Genomic DNA, 16,478 nt, shown 5'->3' with positions numbered 1-16,478 from the left:
AAAGAGCATGCGCGCAGCACAGGTTTCTCGGCTGGATGGCCCGTCGGCGATCGAGATTGTCGACGTCGCCGAACCAACCGCGTACCCGGGCGGTGTCCTCATCGACGTGCACGCGGCGGGCATCGCCTTCCCCGACGTGCTGATGACGCGCGGGCACTATCAGATGAAGCCGGGCCTGCCCTACATCATCGGCGGCGAGGTCGCGGGGATTGTGCGCAGCGCGCCGGAAGGGTCGTCGCTCAAGCCAGGCGACCGGGTCGCGGCACTGACGATGCTTGGCAACGGTGTCGCTGAGGTGGCGGTCGCGCCGGAACAGGCCGTTTTCGTCCTACCCGACAACGTTTCGCTCGAAGCCGGCGCTGGCATTCTGTTCAACGACCTCACCGTCGAATTTTGCCTGGTCAAGCGTGGTCGCCTTGCCGAAGGCGAGACCGTCCTCGTCCACGGCGCTGCCGGTGGCATCGGCACGTCAACCCTGCGGATGGCGAAGGCCCTTGGTGCGGGCCGCGTGATCGCGGTGGTGAGCACCGAAGAAAAAGCGGGCATCGCGAAGGCGAACGGCGCGACCGACGTTGTGCTCGCCGACGGCTGGCTCGCAGCGGTGAAGGAACTCGGCGGCGGCGTTGACATCGTGGTTGACCCGGTTGGTGGCGACCGATTCACCGATAGCATCCGCTCGCTCAACCAGGGCGGTCGCCTGCTCGTCGTCGGTTTCACCGCGGGCGAGATTCCGACGGTGAAGGTAAACCGCTTGCTGCTCAACAACGTTGAGGTGGTCGGCGCGGCGTGGGGCGAGTGGATCATGACGCACCCGGGCTATCTCGCCGAGCAGTGGGCACGTGTGGCACCGCTGTTGGCGTCAGGTGCGATCACCGCTCCCGAGCCGACAACGTATCCGCTTGAGCAGGCAGCGGAGGCGGTCGCCGCGTTGGACAACCGCACCGCGCTGGGCAAAGTGGTCGTCAGCCTGCGCTAATGCAGGCGTGACGGCACATTAACTCCGCCGAAACACTCGTTGCCTAACTTAGCTACCACGACGTTCATGGCTGCAACGGACGACGTGTCACGCTGATGATGGCGGGCGAACCAGCCGCATCTACCGATAGGTGCGCGCATGCGAAGTTTCGTCCTGACCAATATCACCGCCTATCTCGAAAAGGAGTGGGCGCCAACCGAAGTCGTCGTGATCGACGGTGTGATCGCGGCCTTCAAAGCGGGTCCCGAGCACGCTGATCTGCCCCGCATCGACGGCGGCGACGGCCACCTCATCCCCGGTTTCGTCAACTCCCACACCCACCTCCAGCAGGCCATCCTGCGCGGGGTGGGGGAGGGGCTGCCGCTGCTTGAGTGGCTGCGCTGCGTCGGCGAACACACCGTCGCCGCCACCCCCGAGCAGACCTACCTTTCCGCGCTCGCTGGCGGTCTCGAACTGCTGCGCAGCGGCGTCACGACCGTGGTCGAGCACATGTGGCCCAACCCGTCCGATGACGTGCATCAGGCCATGATCCGCGCGCTCGACGAGCTTGGCATCCGCGTTGTCCTCGGTCGTGGTGTCGCCGATCGCGCCGACATCACCCGCAAATGGGGCCTCGACCCGCGCCTGATGCAGCCGCTCGACGAGGTGCTCACCCACATCGACGCCCTCGACAAACAGCTCACCGGCACTCGCATCTCGACCGCGCTCGCCGTGCCCAACCCGCGCTGCCTCACGCCCGACGGCATGGTGCAAGTGGGCGAATACGCAAGGGCCGCAGGCAAAACCGTGTCGATCCACGTGCTGGAAACGACAACCGACGACGACATGTGCCGTGCGAACGCGGGCCTGTCGGCCGTCGATTACCTCGACGCCAGCGGCTTCCTCACCGACCGCACCCTCGCCGTGCACTGCGTGAACCTCGACGCGCACGGGCAGCGGGTTTTCGCCGAACGTGGTGTCGCGGTTTCGTATAACCCGCTGTCGAACATGCGCCTTGGTAGCGGTGTCGCGCCCGTTCCCGCGATGCTCGCGGCGGGCATCGACGTGACGCTCGGCGTCGACGGCGCGGCAAGCAACGACACCCAAGACATGCTGCTCGCCCTGCGCATGGGCGCGTATCTGCAACGTGCCGCGCATAAGAAGGCCGACCTGCTCGGCATCGACGCGATGCTGCACATGGCAACCCAGGCATCGTCGCGCGTGCTCAATGCCAAGTCCGGCATCGCGATTGGCAACCCTGCCGATTTCACCCTGCTGCGCTTCGACCGCGACTTCGCGTGCCTGCCGGTGCTGCATCCGGGCGCGACCCTGCTGACCGCGGCGTCGTCGCGCGTTGTCGACACCGTCTGGGTCGACGGCGAGGCCGTGATCCGCGACGGCAACAGCACGCGCGTGGATGTCGCGGACCTCGTGCAGCGACTGCGTCACATGCGCTGACTGTTAATAAGGCCGAAACCAATCAAACATTGCATGTAATTCGGCGCGTTCACACTGTGAATATCCAGTAATTGCACGCAAGACTCGCAGGAGAAGGTGAACCACGGTGACGCTTCTGGACACCACCAACGACGCCGATGCGCGCACGCTGCTCACGGGCATGGAAGTGTCGTTCGCCGGCGTGAGCAAGCGCTTCGGCGAAGACACCCTCGCGCTGACCGACATCAACCTCGACATTCGCGAGGGCGAGTTCGTCGCGGTTGTTGGCCCGTCGGGCTGCGGCAAGTCGACGCTGCTGCGCTTGGCCGCCGGGCTTGAGCCGACATCGTCGGGAGCCGTTGCGGTACGGACGAATTCGATCGGCTTCATCTTCCAAGAGGCAACCCTGTTGCCCTGGCGCAAGGTGCGTAGCAACGTCGAACTGTCCGCCGAGCTGGCTGGCATCGACCGCAAGGTGCGTAAGGAACGCGTCGCCAAAGCCATCGAGGCGGTCGGCCTTGCCGATTTCGCCAACAAGCTGCCGAAACAGCTTTCCGGCGGCATGCGAATGCGCGTCTCGCTCGCCCGTGCGCTCACCCTCGAACCGCGACTGATGCTGCTCGACGAACCCTTCGGCGCGCTCGACGAGATGACGCGTCTGAACATGCAAGAGGAATTGCTCAAGCTCTACCGCGACAACGCCTTTACCGCGCTGTTCATCACGCACTCGGTTTCCGAAGCGGTATTCCTCGCGTCGCGCGTCGTTGTGATGTCGGCCCGACCGGGCCGCATACACGAGGTGATCGACATCGACCTGCCCTACCCACGCGACCGCGAACTGCGCTTCACGCCCGCGTTCACCGACCTTGTCGCGCGCATCTCGCGCACTCTGAAAGAGGCCGCATGATGGTGTCTGTTGCCGCTCTCCCCAAGACGCTGACCATTTCTCTGCCGACGGACCGGTTGAAGTCGGTTGGCAAATCACTTCTCGCCCCGGCTATTTCGCTCACCCTCGCCTTGGCTGCCTGGTACGCGGTCTCGATGTTCATGCTCAGCGAGAGTCGCCGCTTCCTGCTCCCGCCACCGCACGTGGTTTTCACTGAGGCGCTTGCCAATCCGGCCAAGCTTGAGGTGATGATGCGGGCGCTTGGCGTCACGGCGCGCGTCGCGCTTACCGGGCTCGTTTTCTCGGCGGTGCTCGGTGTCGCGATCGCGGTGCTGATGAGCCAGGCGAAGCCGATCGAGAACATCGTCTACCCGTATGCGGTTGTGCTCCAAGCTATTCCGGTGCTCGCTGTTGTTCCGCTCATCGGGCTCTGGCTCGGTTACGGTTTCTCCGCGCGAACCACCGTCTGCGTGCTGATCGCCATTCACCCCATCATCGCGATGACGCTGTTCGGCATTAAATCCGTCGACACGAACCTGCAAGAACTGTTCACGCTCGGTCGCGCTGGTCGGCTGCGTCGCCTGTGGTCGCTGCAACTGCCCGCCGCGCTGCCGTCGATCATGACCGGATTGCGCACTGCAGCAGGGCTTTCCGTCACCGGCGCGATCATCGGCGACATGTTCTTCTCGCAGGGCAAACCCGGCATCGGCACCCTGCTCGACACTTACCGCGCCCGACTGCAATCCGAAGACCTGATCGGCGCGCTGCTGCTTGCCGCCCTCTTCGGCGTCGCCGTGTTCACCGTTTTCACCGTCGTTCAGCGCATCACCGTCGGGCGCTGGCACACCTCCGCGCAGTAGCACCCTCACCACGCTCAAAGGATCGAACATGAGAAAACCCCTCCGCCGCTTAGGTTTTGCCGCCGCTGCGCTGCTCGTCGCGGCAACGGCAGCCTGTTCGGATGACGCGACCGAAACCGCCGCTGTCGCACTGGAGCCCGCGCCCGCCGAGCAGCAGCTCGCAGGCGTGTGTCCAAGCACCGTCGTCGTGCAGTTGCAGTGGTCGCCGGAAACCGATTCGGGCCCGATCTTCGGACTGCTCGGCCCCGGTTACAAGGTTGACCCCGACAACAACAAGACCACCGGCCCGCTCGTCATCAACGGCAAAGACACCGGCGTGAAGCTGGAAATCCGCGCGGGTGGCGCCGCGATTGGCTTCCAGACCGTGCCGTCGCAGATGTATGTCGACCCGAGCATCACCCTCGGCCTCGCCCACAGCGAGCAGGCCATCGCCGCCGCTGGTACCCAGCCGATCACCGCCGTCACCACGCTGCTGCGCAACAGCCCGCAGATCCTGATGTGGGACCCCAAGACCCACCCGGACTGGAAGTCGATCGCCGACATCGGCAAGTCGGGCAAGCCCGTCGTCGTGTCGAAGGGGCAGCTGTTCCCCGACTGGCTCGTCGCGCGTGGGCTGATCAAGAAGGACCAGATCGACGTTTCCTACGACAGCTCACCGTCGCGGTTCGTCGCTGACCCGTCGATCGCGCAGCAGGGTTTCGTCAACGATGAGCCCTTCATCTACGAGCACGAGGTCAAGGCGTGGAACAAGCCCGTCGCCTACCAGCTGCTCAAGGACCTCGGTTACGAGAACTACGCACGCACCGTGAACGTGCGCGCCGACAAGGTCGCTGAGCTGCGGCCATGCCTGAAGAAGCTGGTTCCGATGATCCAGCAGTCGACCGCGGCGTTCATCGCCGACCCGACGCCGGTTGACGCCAAGGTCGTCGACGTGGTCGCCAAGAACCCCAAGATGAGCCCCTACGGTGCCGAACTGGCCAAGTCCGGCTCGCGCGCCCTCATCGACGGTGGCCTGATGGGTCCCGACACCGACGGCGTGATCGGCAGCTTCGACGAGCCTCGCGTGCAGCGCATCATCGACGAATTCGTCCCGATTCTCCGTGCCGGTGGCGCGAACATCCCGGCGACGCTGGATGCGAAGACGCTGGTCACCAAGGAATTCCTCGACACCACCGTCACCAAGTAGGGAGACGCACATGACATCGAGTTACGACCTCGCTGAGGTCTCGCGCGAGAAGCAGATGGGCGGCCTTGGTCGCGAGACAACCGACCGCGAGATTCGCGTAATCGACCTGTCGGACTTCGAGAACCGTCGCGCCGAGATCACCGACGAATTGTGGTCGGCGGCAACCGAAATCGGCTTCTTCCAGCTGTCGGGTCACGGCATCCCGCAGGAACTGATCGACGCGATGTTCGCCTCAACGGCATCGTTCTTCGCGTTGCCCGAGGAGACGAAGGGCCAGTACCCGCTGGTCAAGCGCAACAACGCGGGCTGGGAGTCGCTCACGCAGGTGCGGCCGTCGATCGGGGTGCCCGATCAAAAGGAGTCGTACCAGGTCACTCGGCCGCACATGGACGGGTTGTGGCCGACCGACGACGAGCTGCCCGGATTCCGTTCGCGCGTACTGGATTTCGAGGAGCGGGCGTGGGAGGTCGCGATGCGGGTGCTTTCCTGCTTCGCCGACCGACTCGGGTTTGATCGCGAATACTTCACCGCCGCGCACAATCCCGAGTCCCCGCAGTACCAGAGCGCACTGCGTCTGCTGCACTACTTCGCCGTTCCCGAGGAACTGCGTGGGGTGCCCGGACGTTGGCGAGCGGGCGCGCACACCGACTTCGACTGCCTCACTTTACTTTTCCAGCGCGACGGTCAGGGCGGACTGCAAGTGTGCCCTGGCAAGGAAATGGACGAGCAGGAGTGGACGTCGATCACGCCGTCGTCGAGCCTGATCACCTGCAACATCGGCGACATGCTCACCCGCTGGAGCGACGACGCGCTGCCGTCGAACTTCCACCGCGTGCGCAGCCCGGGCGAAGGGGAGTACCAGGGCGAGCGTTACAGCATCGCCTACTTCGCCCAAGCTGATCGGGACGCGGTCATCGAGGGCCCAGCGGGCAAATACCCGCCGGTGTCGGCCGCTGACTTCCTTGCCCAGCGGGTCGCCGCTAACTATCAGGGATAATCACGCGGGAACTTAGGGAAAGGATGTGGCGATGAGCGCGGCGGCACTGCTCGGCGAATCGGTTTACCGGCAGCTCAGACAGCTCATCCTTTCCCGCGAACTCGCCCCGGGCCAGTCGTTGAGCGTGCCGGCGCTCGCGACCAGGCTCGGGGTGAGCCGCAGCCCGGTCCGCGAGGCCGTGCAGCAGTTGATTTATGAGGGCCTCGCGGTCAGCGTGCCGCATGCGGGCGCGAAGGTCGCCACCGTCGACGCAGCCCGCGTGCGTGACGTTTTCGCGGTACGCGCGGTGCTCGACGGCCTCGCCGCGTCGGCAGCGGCGACCCGCGTGACCGAGGGTGACCTCGACAAACTGGCGATGATCTTGGCCGCGCAGGAAGCGAACCTCGACGGTGGGACCGACGCGGCACGCGATGCGGCGTTGGACGTGGAATTTCACACCTTCATCCGCGAGGCGTCGGGAAACGTGTGCGTCGTTGACGAACTGTCGCGCTTGGAAGTGCAGGCACACCTGTACCGAGGCGACCTGTGGTGCTCGGCCCGCAACCGCCGAGTCGCGTTGCGCGAGCACCGCCGGATCGTTGAGGCATTGGAGTCCGGCGATAGCGCGTCGGCGCGAGTGGCGGCCGAGGCCCATGTGCACGGATTGTTGACCCGGCTCGACCGCGCGTGAGGCGGGGTGCGTGCTAGCCCGGAGTTGAGGCATAGCGGCCTGGAGGGCGGGTCGCATGCGGGCGGCGGCGTAGGCGGGAGTGGCATAACATCTGCGTGAAGCTGGGATAGTGAGGGATTCGATGAGTTCGGATGAGACTGATGCAGAACTGTGGGCCAAGGTAGTTGCGGCTGAACGAAATTATACTGACGCTAAGGCTGCCTTCTATCAGAACGTGAGTTCCAGGCGAGCACTGCTGAGTTCGGCGTTGCGTGGGCGGTCGGCGGCCGAGCGGGCAGCGGCGCTGGACTTCCTCGACGGGATACCGAAGGACGTTCCCCTGCTGGTCGATGAACTGATCGACCTTGCTACGCATACCGGATGGGCTCTGTACGCAAAGCGTGCAATCGGGCTCAATCGGGCCCGGCGTGAGGTTCGACGAAGTATCGAAGATCGGCTGCGCTCCGCCGATTCGATCGACTTTCGAAGGCTGGCCGAATTGCTGTGGCACATGGAGGATTGGGCGACCCTCCGCTACCTGACGACACAGGCCGCAGCGAGTTCGGACCCCGAAACCAGAGAGGTGGGGGAGGATTTCGACCGCCGATTGTCAGGTGAATGGTTTCGCCAGTAGTGAGCCCTTTTTATCCTCACGCAGCGGTCCGGAGTTCACGATGAACGAGACGATCATTGTGAATGTAATCCGATGAACGCCAACTACGTTCAGATCCAGGCGCGAATTCAGTTCATTCCCGATACGTGGGCGCGTTGGGGTGTGCGGGCCGACGTTGACTACCGCTTATGGCCAAACGTTCGTCGGTGCCTAAAGATGTTGACTGCATGGCAATCCGGATGACATCGACGATGCGGCTCTTGCTGCGGCACGGTATCTGTGTGCTTCGGGTGGGGATCTATCAACGGCGGCGTCGGGGTATAGCAAGAAGTGATATCACGGCAGCACAATGCGTTCGTATTCAGCCGATAACCGGTAGCTCCTTGCCCTCCGGGACGGATTTTCGCACATCAAGAATCCCGTCTCGGTCCAGCGGCGGGCCAGGGTGCTTGCCGTTCGCGGGGAAACGGCGAGGTGGGATGCGATGTCGGCGGTGGTGACTTCCCTACTCGCACGGAACAGTTCGAGGACGCGGCGTTGGCGCGGGTCGAGGGTGCGTCGTACAGCAGCGTCGTCGGCATGCCGCGCGGTTGGTGTGTTCGCAACCTCTGTCGCGCGGGCGCGCACTGAACCGAGGGCCGCTGCCATGCTCGTGCAGAAATAGTCGACGAACTCAGTGAGGTCGGCGTCGGCGCGACCGAGGTAGTAATTGTGCGAAGGCCCGACTGTCAGCGCTGTGTAGTAGTTAGTTAGATTTCGTGCGTAGTGCTCATCTAGCGAATAGATCCCTTTGAGCCCGTAGCCAGCCCGGTGCAGCACCAAGGTGGTGAGCAGCCGCGCGGTTCGGCCATTTCCGTCGTAATACGGGTGAATTGTGGCGTATTGGTAATGAATTAGCGCGGCGATCAGCGGGGCGGGTAGCACCCTCGCCGCTAGCTGCTCATTGAGCCAGTCGAACATTCCCGCCATCAGGCCGGGTACGTCCGCCGCTTCCGGCGGCATGTAAACAACTCGTCCGGTCGAGGCTTCGCGGATCACATTCTGCCCGTCACGGTAAGGTGTGGCCTTCGCCTTCCCGTGCATGACCAACCCGTGAATACGGCGAATCATCTCTTCGCTAATTGGGCCGGATTCTGTCGCGGCGGCTTCAATGTGCTCAAGCGCTCGGTAGTAATTTCGGACCTCGGCCTCGTCACGCTCCCTGCCAGGGAAGTGAGTGCCAGCGATTGCCTCGACCACCTGTGCCTGCGTGAGCCGGTTGCCTTCGATCTGGGTCGAGTAATGCGTTGCGATCAGGCGGGCGGTTTCGCGCAACCCTGCCAGAACGTCGACGTTGATGGGCAATTCCATGATCATTTGCCGGTCAGCTTCGATTGCCATGAGCGCGGTAGCGGTGGCAGGGCTGATCTGGAAGTTCGGCGCGAACATGCGTTGATCGTACAAGAAGGGGTAGATAAAGTGCGATTAACTGGTCATTAATTGCCGCAAGAAGCGCGGTAAGCCGCATGTCGCTACCGGCTTCGCGACGCGGAGGTGCTCAGGAGGTCGGTAGGAGACTGTGGGTGAATGCCGGTGGGGGCCAGTAATCTCTGCTCCATGCAGCTGTCGAATCGGGTGCTTAATCGCACGTTGCTTGCGCGTCAGCACCTGCTCGCGCGGTCGCAGCTTTCGGTCGCGCAGATGTGCGATCACCTTGTTGGGCTGCAAGCGCAAGATGTTCCGCCGCCGTTCATCGGATTGTGGAGTCGGATAAGCGAATTCGAGCCAGCCACCGTTTCCGACGGGCTCCTCGATCGGTCGCTCGTACGAATTACCTTGATGCGCGGCACAATTCACCTCGTCACCCCGCCCGACGCACTGCGCATCGCACCGCACATTCAGCCGGAGCTAGAGAAAATCCCGTTCCGCAAAGGGTTCAACTACGGCGGGATGGTCGGGCTTGATCCCGACGAGGTGCGCGCGCACGGCGAAGCGGTGCTCGGCGATGAACCCATGTCGGCAGCCGCTATGCGTGACGAGGCGGCCAAGCTGTACCCCGATCGCGACCCGGGCGCTGTTGTCCAAACCTGGCTCTACCAACTCCCCGTCCTGCAAACCCCGCCGCGCGGGCGGTGGCGCGACAACAGCCGTCCGGTGTGGTCACGCATCGAACCGTGGTTGGGCGCGCCGATCGAAACCGATTACCCCGTGGCCGAATTGATCATGCGGTACCTGCGCGCGTTCGGCCCGGCGACCACGATGGACATGCAGACGTGGTCGAAATTGCCCGCGATGAAGTCGGCGGTCAGCGCGCTCGGCGACCGCGTTCGCACCTACACCGACGAGCGCGGCCGCACGCTGTACGACGCAGCCGACCTCCCGCTGGCAGACCCCGATGAACCCGCGCCGGTGCGTCTCCTTGGCTGGTTCGACAACGCGTTCCTTTCCCACCAGGACCGCTCGCGCATCGTCGGCGCTGACGACGCCGTGCCCATCCGCTCGTTCGCATCATCGGTTTCGCCCGTGCTTGTCGACGGTTTCCTCGCCGGGATGTACAAGGTTTTCGTGAAGGGCGGAACGGCACGTTTACGCATCAGCCCGTTGCGGAAGTGGACTGCTGCTGAGGTTTCCGAGGTGGAAGCCGAGGCATCCGCCCTTCTCGCCTTCCTAGAACCGGAATCGACCCCGTCGGTCGAGATTCTCGCCGTTGGCGCGGACGTGCGACCCTAGCGATGCCGATACGCAGGCGCTTTCGCCGTCCCTTTCGGCGTCAGCGTCTGCAATAGCGGCAGCGTTCGGCGCGGCACAACCGTCGAAAGCACAACAACGCTGTGCGAACGCACCACCGACGGAATTCGGTCGATCGTCAGCAACACCGCTTGCAGCCCCGCATGCGAATCCGCGGCGATGCGGCACCAAATGTCGCCCGAACCCGTCGTCGCGTACGCCTCAAGAATCCCCGGCACGCCAGCCAATTCGGCAGCCACGTCGTCGAGCGCGCCCTGCGCGATTTCCAACGTCGCAAAAGCGTGCACATCGAATCCCGCTGCGGCGAAGTCGATTTGCGGGTCGTAGGAGGCGATCACTCCCGACTCTTCCATTCGGGTAATCCGCGCCTGCACAGTCGCGCGCGCCACCTGCGTTCGCCGAGATAGTTCGAGGATCCCCGCGCGCTGATACCGATGCATCGCGGACAGAATCGCGAGGTCAAGCTCATCCATATCGACTCTCAGACTCCCAGATCGACAACGCGCAGCTATTCACATTGTCTACCTTTTCGCTGATCAGCCGAGCAGGTTGTGTCGGTGTGTTCAGCAGTTCGGACACTGCTTGCCGGAGCGGTATCGGCGGCGTTTTGCTTAATCATGACCATCGAGCAGACAACTGAGCGCGAGCTGGTCGGCCTGATCGACCACGACGACAGCACCGACCCCTTCCCAGTGCTCGGCTTCGACAGCCTGGGCTGGGTTGTCGGCAACGCCACCCAAACCGCGCACTTTCTGCGCTCAGCGTTCGGCATGGAATTGGTCGCCTATTCCGGTCCCGAAACCGGTAATCGCGACCACAAGGCGTTCGTCCTGCGCAGCGGCGACGCGCGGTTCGTGATTCGCGGCGCGGTCGACCCCGACAGTGAACTGGTCGGTCACCACACCCGCCACGGCGACGGCGTTGTCGACGTGGCGCTCACGGTGCCCGACGTCGACCGATGCGTCGCGCAAGCACGCAAAGCGGGCGCGCGCATCGTGGTCGAACCGCATGACGAGACAGACGAATTCGGCACGATCCGCACTGCCGCATTGGCAACCTACGGCGAAACACGACACACGCTTGTCGACCGGTCGAACTATCACGGCCCATATTGGCCGGGCTTCGCCGCGACGCAAAGCACAAGCACCACACCAACTTTCGTCGCAATAGACCACGTAGTTGGGAACGTGGAACTCGGCATGATGGACCGCTGGGTCGAGTTCTATCAACGCGTCATGGGCTTCGAGAACATGGCCGAATTCGTCGGCGCCGACATCGCCACCCAATACTCAGCGCTGATGAGCAAGGTCGTCGCCAACGGCAACCACCGCGTGAAATTCCCGCTCAACGAACCGGCGGTCGGCCGCAAACGCTCCCAGATCGACGAATATCTCCAGTTCTATCGCGGCCCGGGCGTGCAACACATCGCGCTGGCAACCCCCGACATTCTCGCGACGGTCGACGCACTCAAAGCCCAGGGCGTCGAATTCCTGCCAACCCCCGCGAGCTATTACGAAGACCCCGAACTGCGCGCCCGCATCGGTCACGTCCGCGTGCCCATCGACGAACTCCACGAACGCGGCATCCTCGTCGACCGCGACGAAGACGGCTACCTCCTGCAAATCTTCACCCGCCCACTCGGTGATCGCCCCACCGTCTTCTTCGAACTCATTGAGCGACACGGCTCACTCGGCTTCGGGAAAGGCAACTTCAAGGCCCTTTTTCAGGCGATCGAACGGGAGCAGGAGGCTCGCGGGAACCTGTGAGCATGCGCGCGTTGCCATTACAGTTGCGAACATGCGGACCCCATCGGCGCTCATCGGCAGCGCCGTCAAAGGACTAGCCATCGTGGCAACGATCTCAGTGCTGTCGGCCTGCGGGTCGTCCTCCGACGATTCGCCCGGGCCGGTTCGGCAACCGCCCAAGGTGGCATCGCTTGGCCCGTTCGTCGGCGAGTGCGGACACGTCACCGACGACGAGGTGCGCTCGCTCGCCGGCATCGGCAGCATCGCCCGTTCGTTCAAAAATTCAACCGGGTGCAACTGGCAGGCCGCGGGGATGACGTCACCGAGCGTCACCTTCGCGTCCTACCGAGGTTCGCCAATCGAACGCGAGCGCGCGTGGGTTTCGAACGCGCAGCGCACCCCGAAAGCCATCCAGGTCGCTGGCAAGCCGGGCTTCGAGGGCCTCGACCCGAGCGGCGCGATCTGCGACTTGGCCGTGCAACTCGACGACGACTTCTTTGAGTGGTCGATGTCGTACGGGGCGTTCGGCAAGACCGGCAATCCCTGCGACAACGCGCGCAAGCTCGCCGAACTCACCATCGGGCGGCTGGGATGAAGCTGCGGCTAGCTAAGGCGGTCATCGTTGGGTCGGCGTGCGCGCTTGCCATCGCGGGCTGCGGCCAGACCATCGACGGCAACCCGAAGGCGTTAGGCGAAGGCGGCGGCCCGAGCGCCCCGATCAACACCAAGTTCGACAAGCTCATGCGCGAATGCGACGCCGTCGACGAGGCCAAGATCGGCGAGGTCGTCGGCAACGCCAAGCTCGTGCAAACCTCGTTTAGCGGCGCGGTCTGCATGTGGGACGTCGAAGATGCGCCTGGCGGGACCGCCATGGTCTCGCTCAACTGGTACGAGATGGGTACGCTGAACAACGAGAAGACCAATAACGACAGGTTGGGCTACCTCACCGGCGACGTCACCGTGCAGGGTCGGCGCGCGTTGCAAGTCCGTCGCCCTGGCGACAACGATTCCTGCGGAGTCACGGCACCGGCAGCCGATGTCGGCATTATCGGATGGTGGATCAACTATCGGCCGGGCTCTTCACACCCCGATCCGTGCGTTGGCGCGCAGAAGCTCGTCGAACTTACTTTGGATCTTGCCCGGTAGAAGCCTTGTTTAACCACCCCGCTTTGACCCTGATTCGCCATCGCGGGTAGTCTCGAACCCTGTGCCCGGATTGCTACGGGCAAGTTCGTGCGTGAACTTAGGCCAGCGAGAGCGGCCGATACGTTCCAGCGTGCCCTGAAAAGGGTTACGCAGCTGCGCCCGACACGCCCGACCGCGGGTCAATGGAAACGTGGCTGGACGTGCAGGTTAACAACGACCAACACTGAAATAGGGTCCCCAGCTCAAGTGGGGATGAGCCAGAAAGCCGGTATATGCCAACGATCAACCAGCTGGTCCGCAAGGGTCGCCAGGACAAGGTCTCCAAGACCAAGACCGCGGCCCTTAAGGGCAGCCCGCAGCGTCGTGGCGTGTGCACTCGCGTGTACACCACGACCCCGAAGAAGCCGAACTCCGCGCTGCGTAAGGTCGCGCGTGTTCGCCTGACCAGCCAGGTCGAGGTCACCGCCTACATCCCCGGTGAAGGCCACAACCTCCAGGAGCACTCGATGGTGCTTGTGCGTGGCGGTCGTGTGAAGGACCTCCCCGGTGTGCGCTACAAGATCATCCGCGGCTCGCTTGACACCCAGGGTGTGAAGAACCGCAAGCAGGCACGCAGCCGTTACGGCGCGAAGAAGGAGAAGAGCTGATATGCCACGCAAGGGCCCCGCACCCAAGCGTCCGCTGATCAACGACCCGGTTTACGGGTCCCCGCTGGTCACTCAGCTGGTGAACAAGATCCTGCTGGACGGCAAGAAGAGCACCGCCGAGCGCATCGTCTACGGTGCCCTCGAGCAGGCGCGCGAGAAGACCGGCACCGACCCGGTCGTCACCCTCAAGCGTGCGCTCGACAACGTCAAGCCCGCACTCGAGGTCAAGCCTCGTCGCGTTGGTGGCGCCACCTACCAGGTGCCCGTCGAGGTCCGTCCGGGCCGCGCCAACACCCTCGCGCTGCGCTGGCTGGTCAGCTACTCCCGCGCCCGTCGTGAGAAGACGATGATCGAGCGTCTCGCCCACGAGCTGCTCGACGCGAGCAACGGCCTCGGTGCTTCGGTGAAGCGTCGCGAGGACACCCACAAGATGGCCGAGTCGAACCGGGCCTTCGCGCACTACCGCTGGTAGCCCCAGTCCCGTCGCTTACAAGGGAGATTTTCGTGGCACAGGACGTGCTCACCGACCTGAACAAGGTCCGCAACATCGGCATCATGGCCCACATCGATGCGGGCAAGACCACAACGACCGAACGCATCCTGTTCTACACCGGTATCACGTACAAGATCGGTGAAGTTCACGATGGCGCGGCCACGATGGACTGGATGGAGCAGGAGCAGGAGCGTGGTATCACCATCACCTCCGCGGCTACCACTTGCTTCTGGAAAGACAACCAGATCAACATCATCGACACCCCCGGGCACGTCGACTTCACCGTTGAGGTGGAGCGTTCGCTCCGCGTCCTCGACGGCGCTGTCGCGGTGTTCGACGGCAAAGAAGGTGTCGAGCCTCAGTCCGAGCAGGTGTGGCGTCAGGCCGACAAGTACGACGTGCCGCGTATCTGCTTCGTGAACAAGATGGACAAGCTCGGTGCGGATTTCTACTTCACCGTGCAGACCATCAAGGATCGTCTTGGCGCGAAGCCGCTGGTCATCCAGCTGCCCATCGGCGCTGAGAACGACTTCGAGGGCATCGTCGACCTGGTCGAGAACAACGCCAAGGTCTGGAAGGGCGAGACCAAGCTCGGCGAAGAGTACGAGGTCATCGAGATCCCTGAGGATCTCAAGGAGAAGGCCGAGCAGTACCGTCAGGAACTGCTTGAGACCGTCGCCGAGTCCGACGAAGCGCTTCTTGAGAAGTTCTTCGGTGGCGAAGAGCTCTCGATCGATGAGATCAAGAGCGCCATCCGCAAGATGACGGTCAACTCGGAGCTCTACCCCGTGCTCTGCGGTTCGGCGTTCAAGAACAAGGGCGTTCAGCCCATGCTCGACGCCGTGATCGACTACCTGCCTTCCCCGCTGGACGTTGAGGCCACCACCGGCCACATCCCCGGCAAGGAAGAGGAGCTCGTCACCCGCAAGCCGAACGTCGACGAGCCGTTCGCGGCCCTCGCGTTCAAGATCGCGGTGCACCCGTTCTTCGGTGAGCTCACCTACGTCCGCGTTTACTCGGGCAAGGTCGACTCCGGCTCGCAGGTCGTCAACTCGACCAAGGGCAAGAAGGAGCGTCTGGGCAAGCTGTTCCAGATGCACTCCAACAAGGAGAACCCGGTCACCACGGCTTCGGCTGGTCACATCTACGCCGTGATCGGTCTGAAGGACACCACCACCGGTGACACCCTTTCGGACCCGCAGAACCAGGTCGTCCTTGAGTCGATGACGTTCCCGGACCCGGTCATCGAGGTCTCGATCGAGCCCAAGACCAAGTCCGACCAGGAGAAGCTCGGTACAGCTATCCAGAAGCTGGCCCGCGAAGATCCGACGTTCTCGGTCAAGCTCGACGCTGAGACCGGCCAGACCGTCATCGGCGGCATGGGCGAGCTCCACCTCGACATCCTTGTCGACCGCATGAAGCGCGAATTCAAGGTTGAGGCGAACGTCGGTAAGCCGCAGGTTGCTTACCGTGAGACGATCACCAAGCCGGTCGAGAAGCTTGAGTTCACCCACAAGAAGCAGACGGGTGGCTCCGGCCAGTTCGCGAAGGTCATCATCGCCGTCGAGCCGTTCGTTGGCGAAGATGGCGCGCAGTACGAGTTCGAGAACAAGGTCAGCGGTGGCCGCGTTCCTCGTGAGTACATCCCGTCGGTCGACGCGGGTGCTCAGGACGCCATGCAGTACGGCGTGCTCGCTGGCTACCCGCTGGTGAACCTGAAGGTCACCCTGCTCGACGGCGCGTACCACGATGTTGACTCGTCGGAAATGGCGTTCAAGATCGCGGGCTCGCAGGCCCTCAAGGAAGCGGCCCGCAAGGCCGGTCCGGTGATCCTCGAACCGCTTATGGCGGTTGAGGTCATCACGCCCGAGGATTACATGGGCGACGTGATCGGCGACCTCAACTCCCGCCGTGGCCAGATCCAGGCCATGGAGGAACGCAGTGGTGCCCGTGTCGTCAAGGCGCTGGTTCCGCTCTCGGAGATGTTCGGCTACATCGGTGACCTGCGGTCCAAGACCCAGGGCCGGGCCAACTACTCCATGGTGTTCGCCCAGTACGCGGAGGTTCCGGCCAACGTGTCCAAGGAGATCATCGCGAAGGCGACCGGCGAGTAATTCGCTTGCGGGGGCCAAGTACG

Annotated in this window: 17 protein-coding genes and 1 pseudogene; 16 read left to right on the top strand and 2 right to left on the bottom strand. The window is 63.6% G+C overall.

Annotated features, from left to right (window positions below; all coding sequences use genetic code 11):
• Window positions 1–7: 7 nt before the first annotated feature.
• The 9 genes and pseudogenes from IEX78_RS11020 to IEX78_RS24210 all read left to right on the top strand — a co-directional run.
• Complete coding sequence (locus tag IEX78_RS11020; RefSeq protein ID WP_188828812.1) at window positions 8–976, top strand: NADPH:quinone oxidoreductase family protein; 969 nt, start codon at window positions 8–10, stop codon at window positions 974–976.
• A 138-nt stretch (window positions 977–1,114) separates the two neighbouring features.
• On the top strand, window positions 1,115–2,413 hold the full coding sequence (locus IEX78_RS11015; protein WP_188828811.1) for an amidohydrolase family protein: 1,299 nt from the start codon (window positions 1,115–1,117) through the stop codon (window positions 2,411–2,413).
• A 106-nt stretch (window positions 2,414–2,519) separates the two neighbouring features.
• Complete coding sequence (locus IEX78_RS11010; protein ID WP_188828810.1) at window positions 2,520–3,299, top strand: ABC transporter ATP-binding protein; 780 nt, start codon at window positions 2,520–2,522, stop codon at window positions 3,297–3,299.
• Complete coding sequence (locus IEX78_RS11005; RefSeq protein WP_188828809.1) at window positions 3,296–4,138, top strand: ABC transporter permease; 843 nt, start codon at window positions 3,296–3,298, stop codon at window positions 4,136–4,138. The genes IEX78_RS11010 and IEX78_RS11005 overlap by 4 nt, the downstream gene beginning before the upstream one ends.
• A gap of 28 nt (window positions 4,139–4,166) precedes the next feature.
• Window positions 4,167–5,324: a nitrate ABC transporter substrate-binding protein gene (locus IEX78_RS11000; RefSeq protein WP_188828808.1), complete on the top strand. Its 1,158-nt coding sequence runs from the start codon at window positions 4,167–4,169 to the stop codon at window positions 5,322–5,324.
• A gap of 10 nt (window positions 5,325–5,334) precedes the next feature.
• Window positions 5,335–6,321, top strand: a complete 987-nt coding sequence (locus IEX78_RS10995; RefSeq protein WP_188828807.1) for an isopenicillin N synthase family dioxygenase — start codon at window positions 5,335–5,337, stop codon at window positions 6,319–6,321.
• A 31-nt stretch (window positions 6,322–6,352) separates the two neighbouring features.
• The gene (locus IEX78_RS10990) at window positions 6,353–6,991 is read left to right on the top strand and encodes a GntR family transcriptional regulator (RefSeq protein ID WP_188828806.1); all 639 of its coding nucleotides are present in this window, start codon (window positions 6,353–6,355) and stop codon (window positions 6,989–6,991) included.
• 121 nt (window positions 6,992–7,112) lie between these two features.
• On the top strand, window positions 7,113–7,604 hold the full coding sequence (locus tag IEX78_RS10985) for a hypothetical protein (protein ID WP_188828805.1): 492 nt from the start codon (window positions 7,113–7,115) through the stop codon (window positions 7,602–7,604).
• Window positions 7,605–7,709: 105 nt separating this feature from the next.
• Window positions 7,710–7,893, top strand: a pseudogene (locus IEX78_RS24210) (hypothetical protein); the annotation flags it as partial.
• 26 nt (window positions 7,894–7,919) lie between these two features.
• On the opposite strand, the gene IEX78_RS10980 reads toward IEX78_RS24210, so the two are convergent.
• A complete protein-coding gene (locus IEX78_RS10980) occupies window positions 7,920–9,011 on the bottom strand; it encodes a Fic family protein (protein WP_188828804.1) in 1,092 nt (363 codons plus the stop codon).
• Between the two features lie 168 nt (window positions 9,012–9,179).
• Between IEX78_RS10980 and IEX78_RS10975 the strand changes: the two genes are divergently transcribed.
• Window positions 9,180–10,292 carry a winged helix DNA-binding domain-containing protein gene (locus IEX78_RS10975; RefSeq protein ID WP_188828803.1) on the top strand — a complete coding sequence of 371 codons (1,113 nt, stop codon included), beginning with the start codon at window positions 9,180–9,182 and terminating at the stop codon, window positions 10,290–10,292.
• On the opposite strand, the gene IEX78_RS10970 is transcribed toward IEX78_RS10975, so the two are convergent.
• Window positions 10,289–10,783: an Lrp/AsnC family transcriptional regulator gene (locus tag IEX78_RS10970; RefSeq protein ID WP_188828802.1), complete on the bottom strand. Its 495-nt coding sequence runs from the start codon at window positions 10,781–10,783 to the stop codon at window positions 10,289–10,291. The two genes, IEX78_RS10975 and IEX78_RS10970, sit on opposite strands and share 4 nt — an antisense overlap.
• Window positions 10,784–10,927: 144 nt before the next feature.
• On the opposite strand from IEX78_RS10970, the gene hppD reads away from it, so the two are divergent.
• The 6 genes from hppD (at window position 10,928) to fusA (ending at window position 16,455) form a co-directional block, all read left to right on the top strand.
• Complete coding sequence (hppD, locus tag IEX78_RS10965) at window positions 10,928–12,076, top strand: 4-hydroxyphenylpyruvate dioxygenase (RefSeq protein WP_188829520.1); 1,149 nt, start codon at window positions 10,928–10,930, stop codon at window positions 12,074–12,076.
• Between the two features lie 31 nt (window positions 12,077–12,107).
• Window positions 12,108–12,650 (top strand): DUF3558 domain-containing protein, encoded by a 543-nt coding sequence (locus IEX78_RS10960; RefSeq protein ID WP_188828801.1) that lies wholly within the window; start codon window positions 12,108–12,110, stop codon window positions 12,648–12,650.
• The gene (locus IEX78_RS10955; RefSeq protein ID WP_188828800.1) at window positions 12,647–13,201 is read left to right on the top strand and encodes a DUF3558 domain-containing protein; all 555 of its coding nucleotides are present in this window, start codon (window positions 12,647–12,649) and stop codon (window positions 13,199–13,201) included. Before IEX78_RS10960 ends, IEX78_RS10955 begins: the two co-directional genes overlap by 4 nt.
• A 272-nt stretch (window positions 13,202–13,473) precedes the next feature.
• On the top strand, window positions 13,474–13,848 hold the full coding sequence (gene rpsL, locus IEX78_RS10950; protein WP_188828799.1) for a 30S ribosomal protein S12: 375 nt from the start codon (window positions 13,474–13,476) through the stop codon (window positions 13,846–13,848).
• A 1-nt stretch (window position 13,849) separates the two neighbouring features.
• Window positions 13,850–14,320: a 30S ribosomal protein S7 gene (gene rpsG / locus IEX78_RS10945; protein ID WP_188828798.1), complete on the top strand. Its 471-nt coding sequence runs from the start codon at window positions 13,850–13,852 to the stop codon at window positions 14,318–14,320.
• A 32-nt stretch (window positions 14,321–14,352) separates the two neighbouring features.
• Window positions 14,353–16,455 carry an elongation factor G gene (gene fusA, locus IEX78_RS10940; protein WP_188828797.1) on the top strand — a complete coding sequence of 701 codons (2,103 nt, stop codon included), beginning with the start codon at window positions 14,353–14,355 and terminating at the stop codon, window positions 16,453–16,455.
• The last annotated feature ends 23 nt before the right edge of the window (window positions 16,456–16,478 follow it).

It is taken from the genome of Nocardia camponoti, assembly GCF_014646135.1.
GTDB lineage: Bacteria > Actinomycetota > Actinomycetes > Mycobacteriales > Mycobacteriaceae > Nocardia > Nocardia camponoti.
Note: the sequence above shows the minus strand (reverse complement) of the source record. Positions and strands in the feature narration are given on the sequence as shown.

What these genes read in the sequence shown, in the direction of transcription:
- rpsL (WP_188828799.1), top strand. Translation starts at nt 13,474, where the DNA reads ATGCCAACGATCAACCAGCTGGTCCGCAAGGGTCGCCAGGACAAGGTC.
- hppD (WP_188829520.1), top strand. Translation starts at nt 10,928, where the DNA reads ATGACCATCGAGCAGACAACTGAGCGCGAGCTGGTCGGCCTGATCGAC.
- IEX78_RS11020 (WP_188828812.1), top strand. Translation starts at nt 8, where the DNA reads ATGCGCGCAGCACAGGTTTCTCGGCTGGATGGCCCGTCGGCGATCGAG.
- IEX78_RS11005 (WP_188828809.1), top strand. Translation starts at nt 3,296, where the DNA reads ATGATGGTGTCTGTTGCCGCTCTCCCCAAGACGCTGACCATTTCTCTG.
- IEX78_RS10955 (WP_188828800.1), top strand. Translation starts at nt 12,647, where the DNA reads ATGAAGCTGCGGCTAGCTAAGGCGGTCATCGTTGGGTCGGCGTGCGCG.
- IEX78_RS10975 (WP_188828803.1), top strand. Translation starts at nt 9,180, where the DNA reads ATGCAGCTGTCGAATCGGGTGCTTAATCGCACGTTGCTTGCGCGTCAG.
- IEX78_RS10995 (WP_188828807.1), top strand. Translation starts at nt 5,335, where the DNA reads ATGACATCGAGTTACGACCTCGCTGAGGTCTCGCGCGAGAAGCAGATG.
- IEX78_RS10960 (WP_188828801.1), top strand. Translation starts at nt 12,108, where the DNA reads ATGCGGACCCCATCGGCGCTCATCGGCAGCGCCGTCAAAGGACTAGCC.
- IEX78_RS10980 (WP_188828804.1), bottom strand. Translation starts at nt 9,011, where the DNA reads ATGTTCGCGCCGAACTTCCAGATCAGCCCTGCCACCGCTACCGCGCTC.
- IEX78_RS10990 (WP_188828806.1), top strand. Translation starts at nt 6,353, where the DNA reads ATGAGCGCGGCGGCACTGCTCGGCGAATCGGTTTACCGGCAGCTCAGA.
- IEX78_RS10985 (WP_188828805.1), top strand. Translation starts at nt 7,113, where the DNA reads ATGAGTTCGGATGAGACTGATGCAGAACTGTGGGCCAAGGTAGTTGCG.
- IEX78_RS10970 (WP_188828802.1), bottom strand. Translation starts at nt 10,783, where the DNA reads ATGGATGAGCTTGACCTCGCGATTCTGTCCGCGATGCATCGGTATCAG.
- IEX78_RS11015 (WP_188828811.1), top strand. Translation starts at nt 1,115, where the DNA reads ATGCGAAGTTTCGTCCTGACCAATATCACCGCCTATCTCGAAAAGGAG.
- IEX78_RS11000 (WP_188828808.1), top strand. Translation starts at nt 4,167, where the DNA reads ATGAGAAAACCCCTCCGCCGCTTAGGTTTTGCCGCCGCTGCGCTGCTC.
- rpsG (WP_188828798.1), top strand. Translation starts at nt 13,850, where the DNA reads ATGCCACGCAAGGGCCCCGCACCCAAGCGTCCGCTGATCAACGACCCG.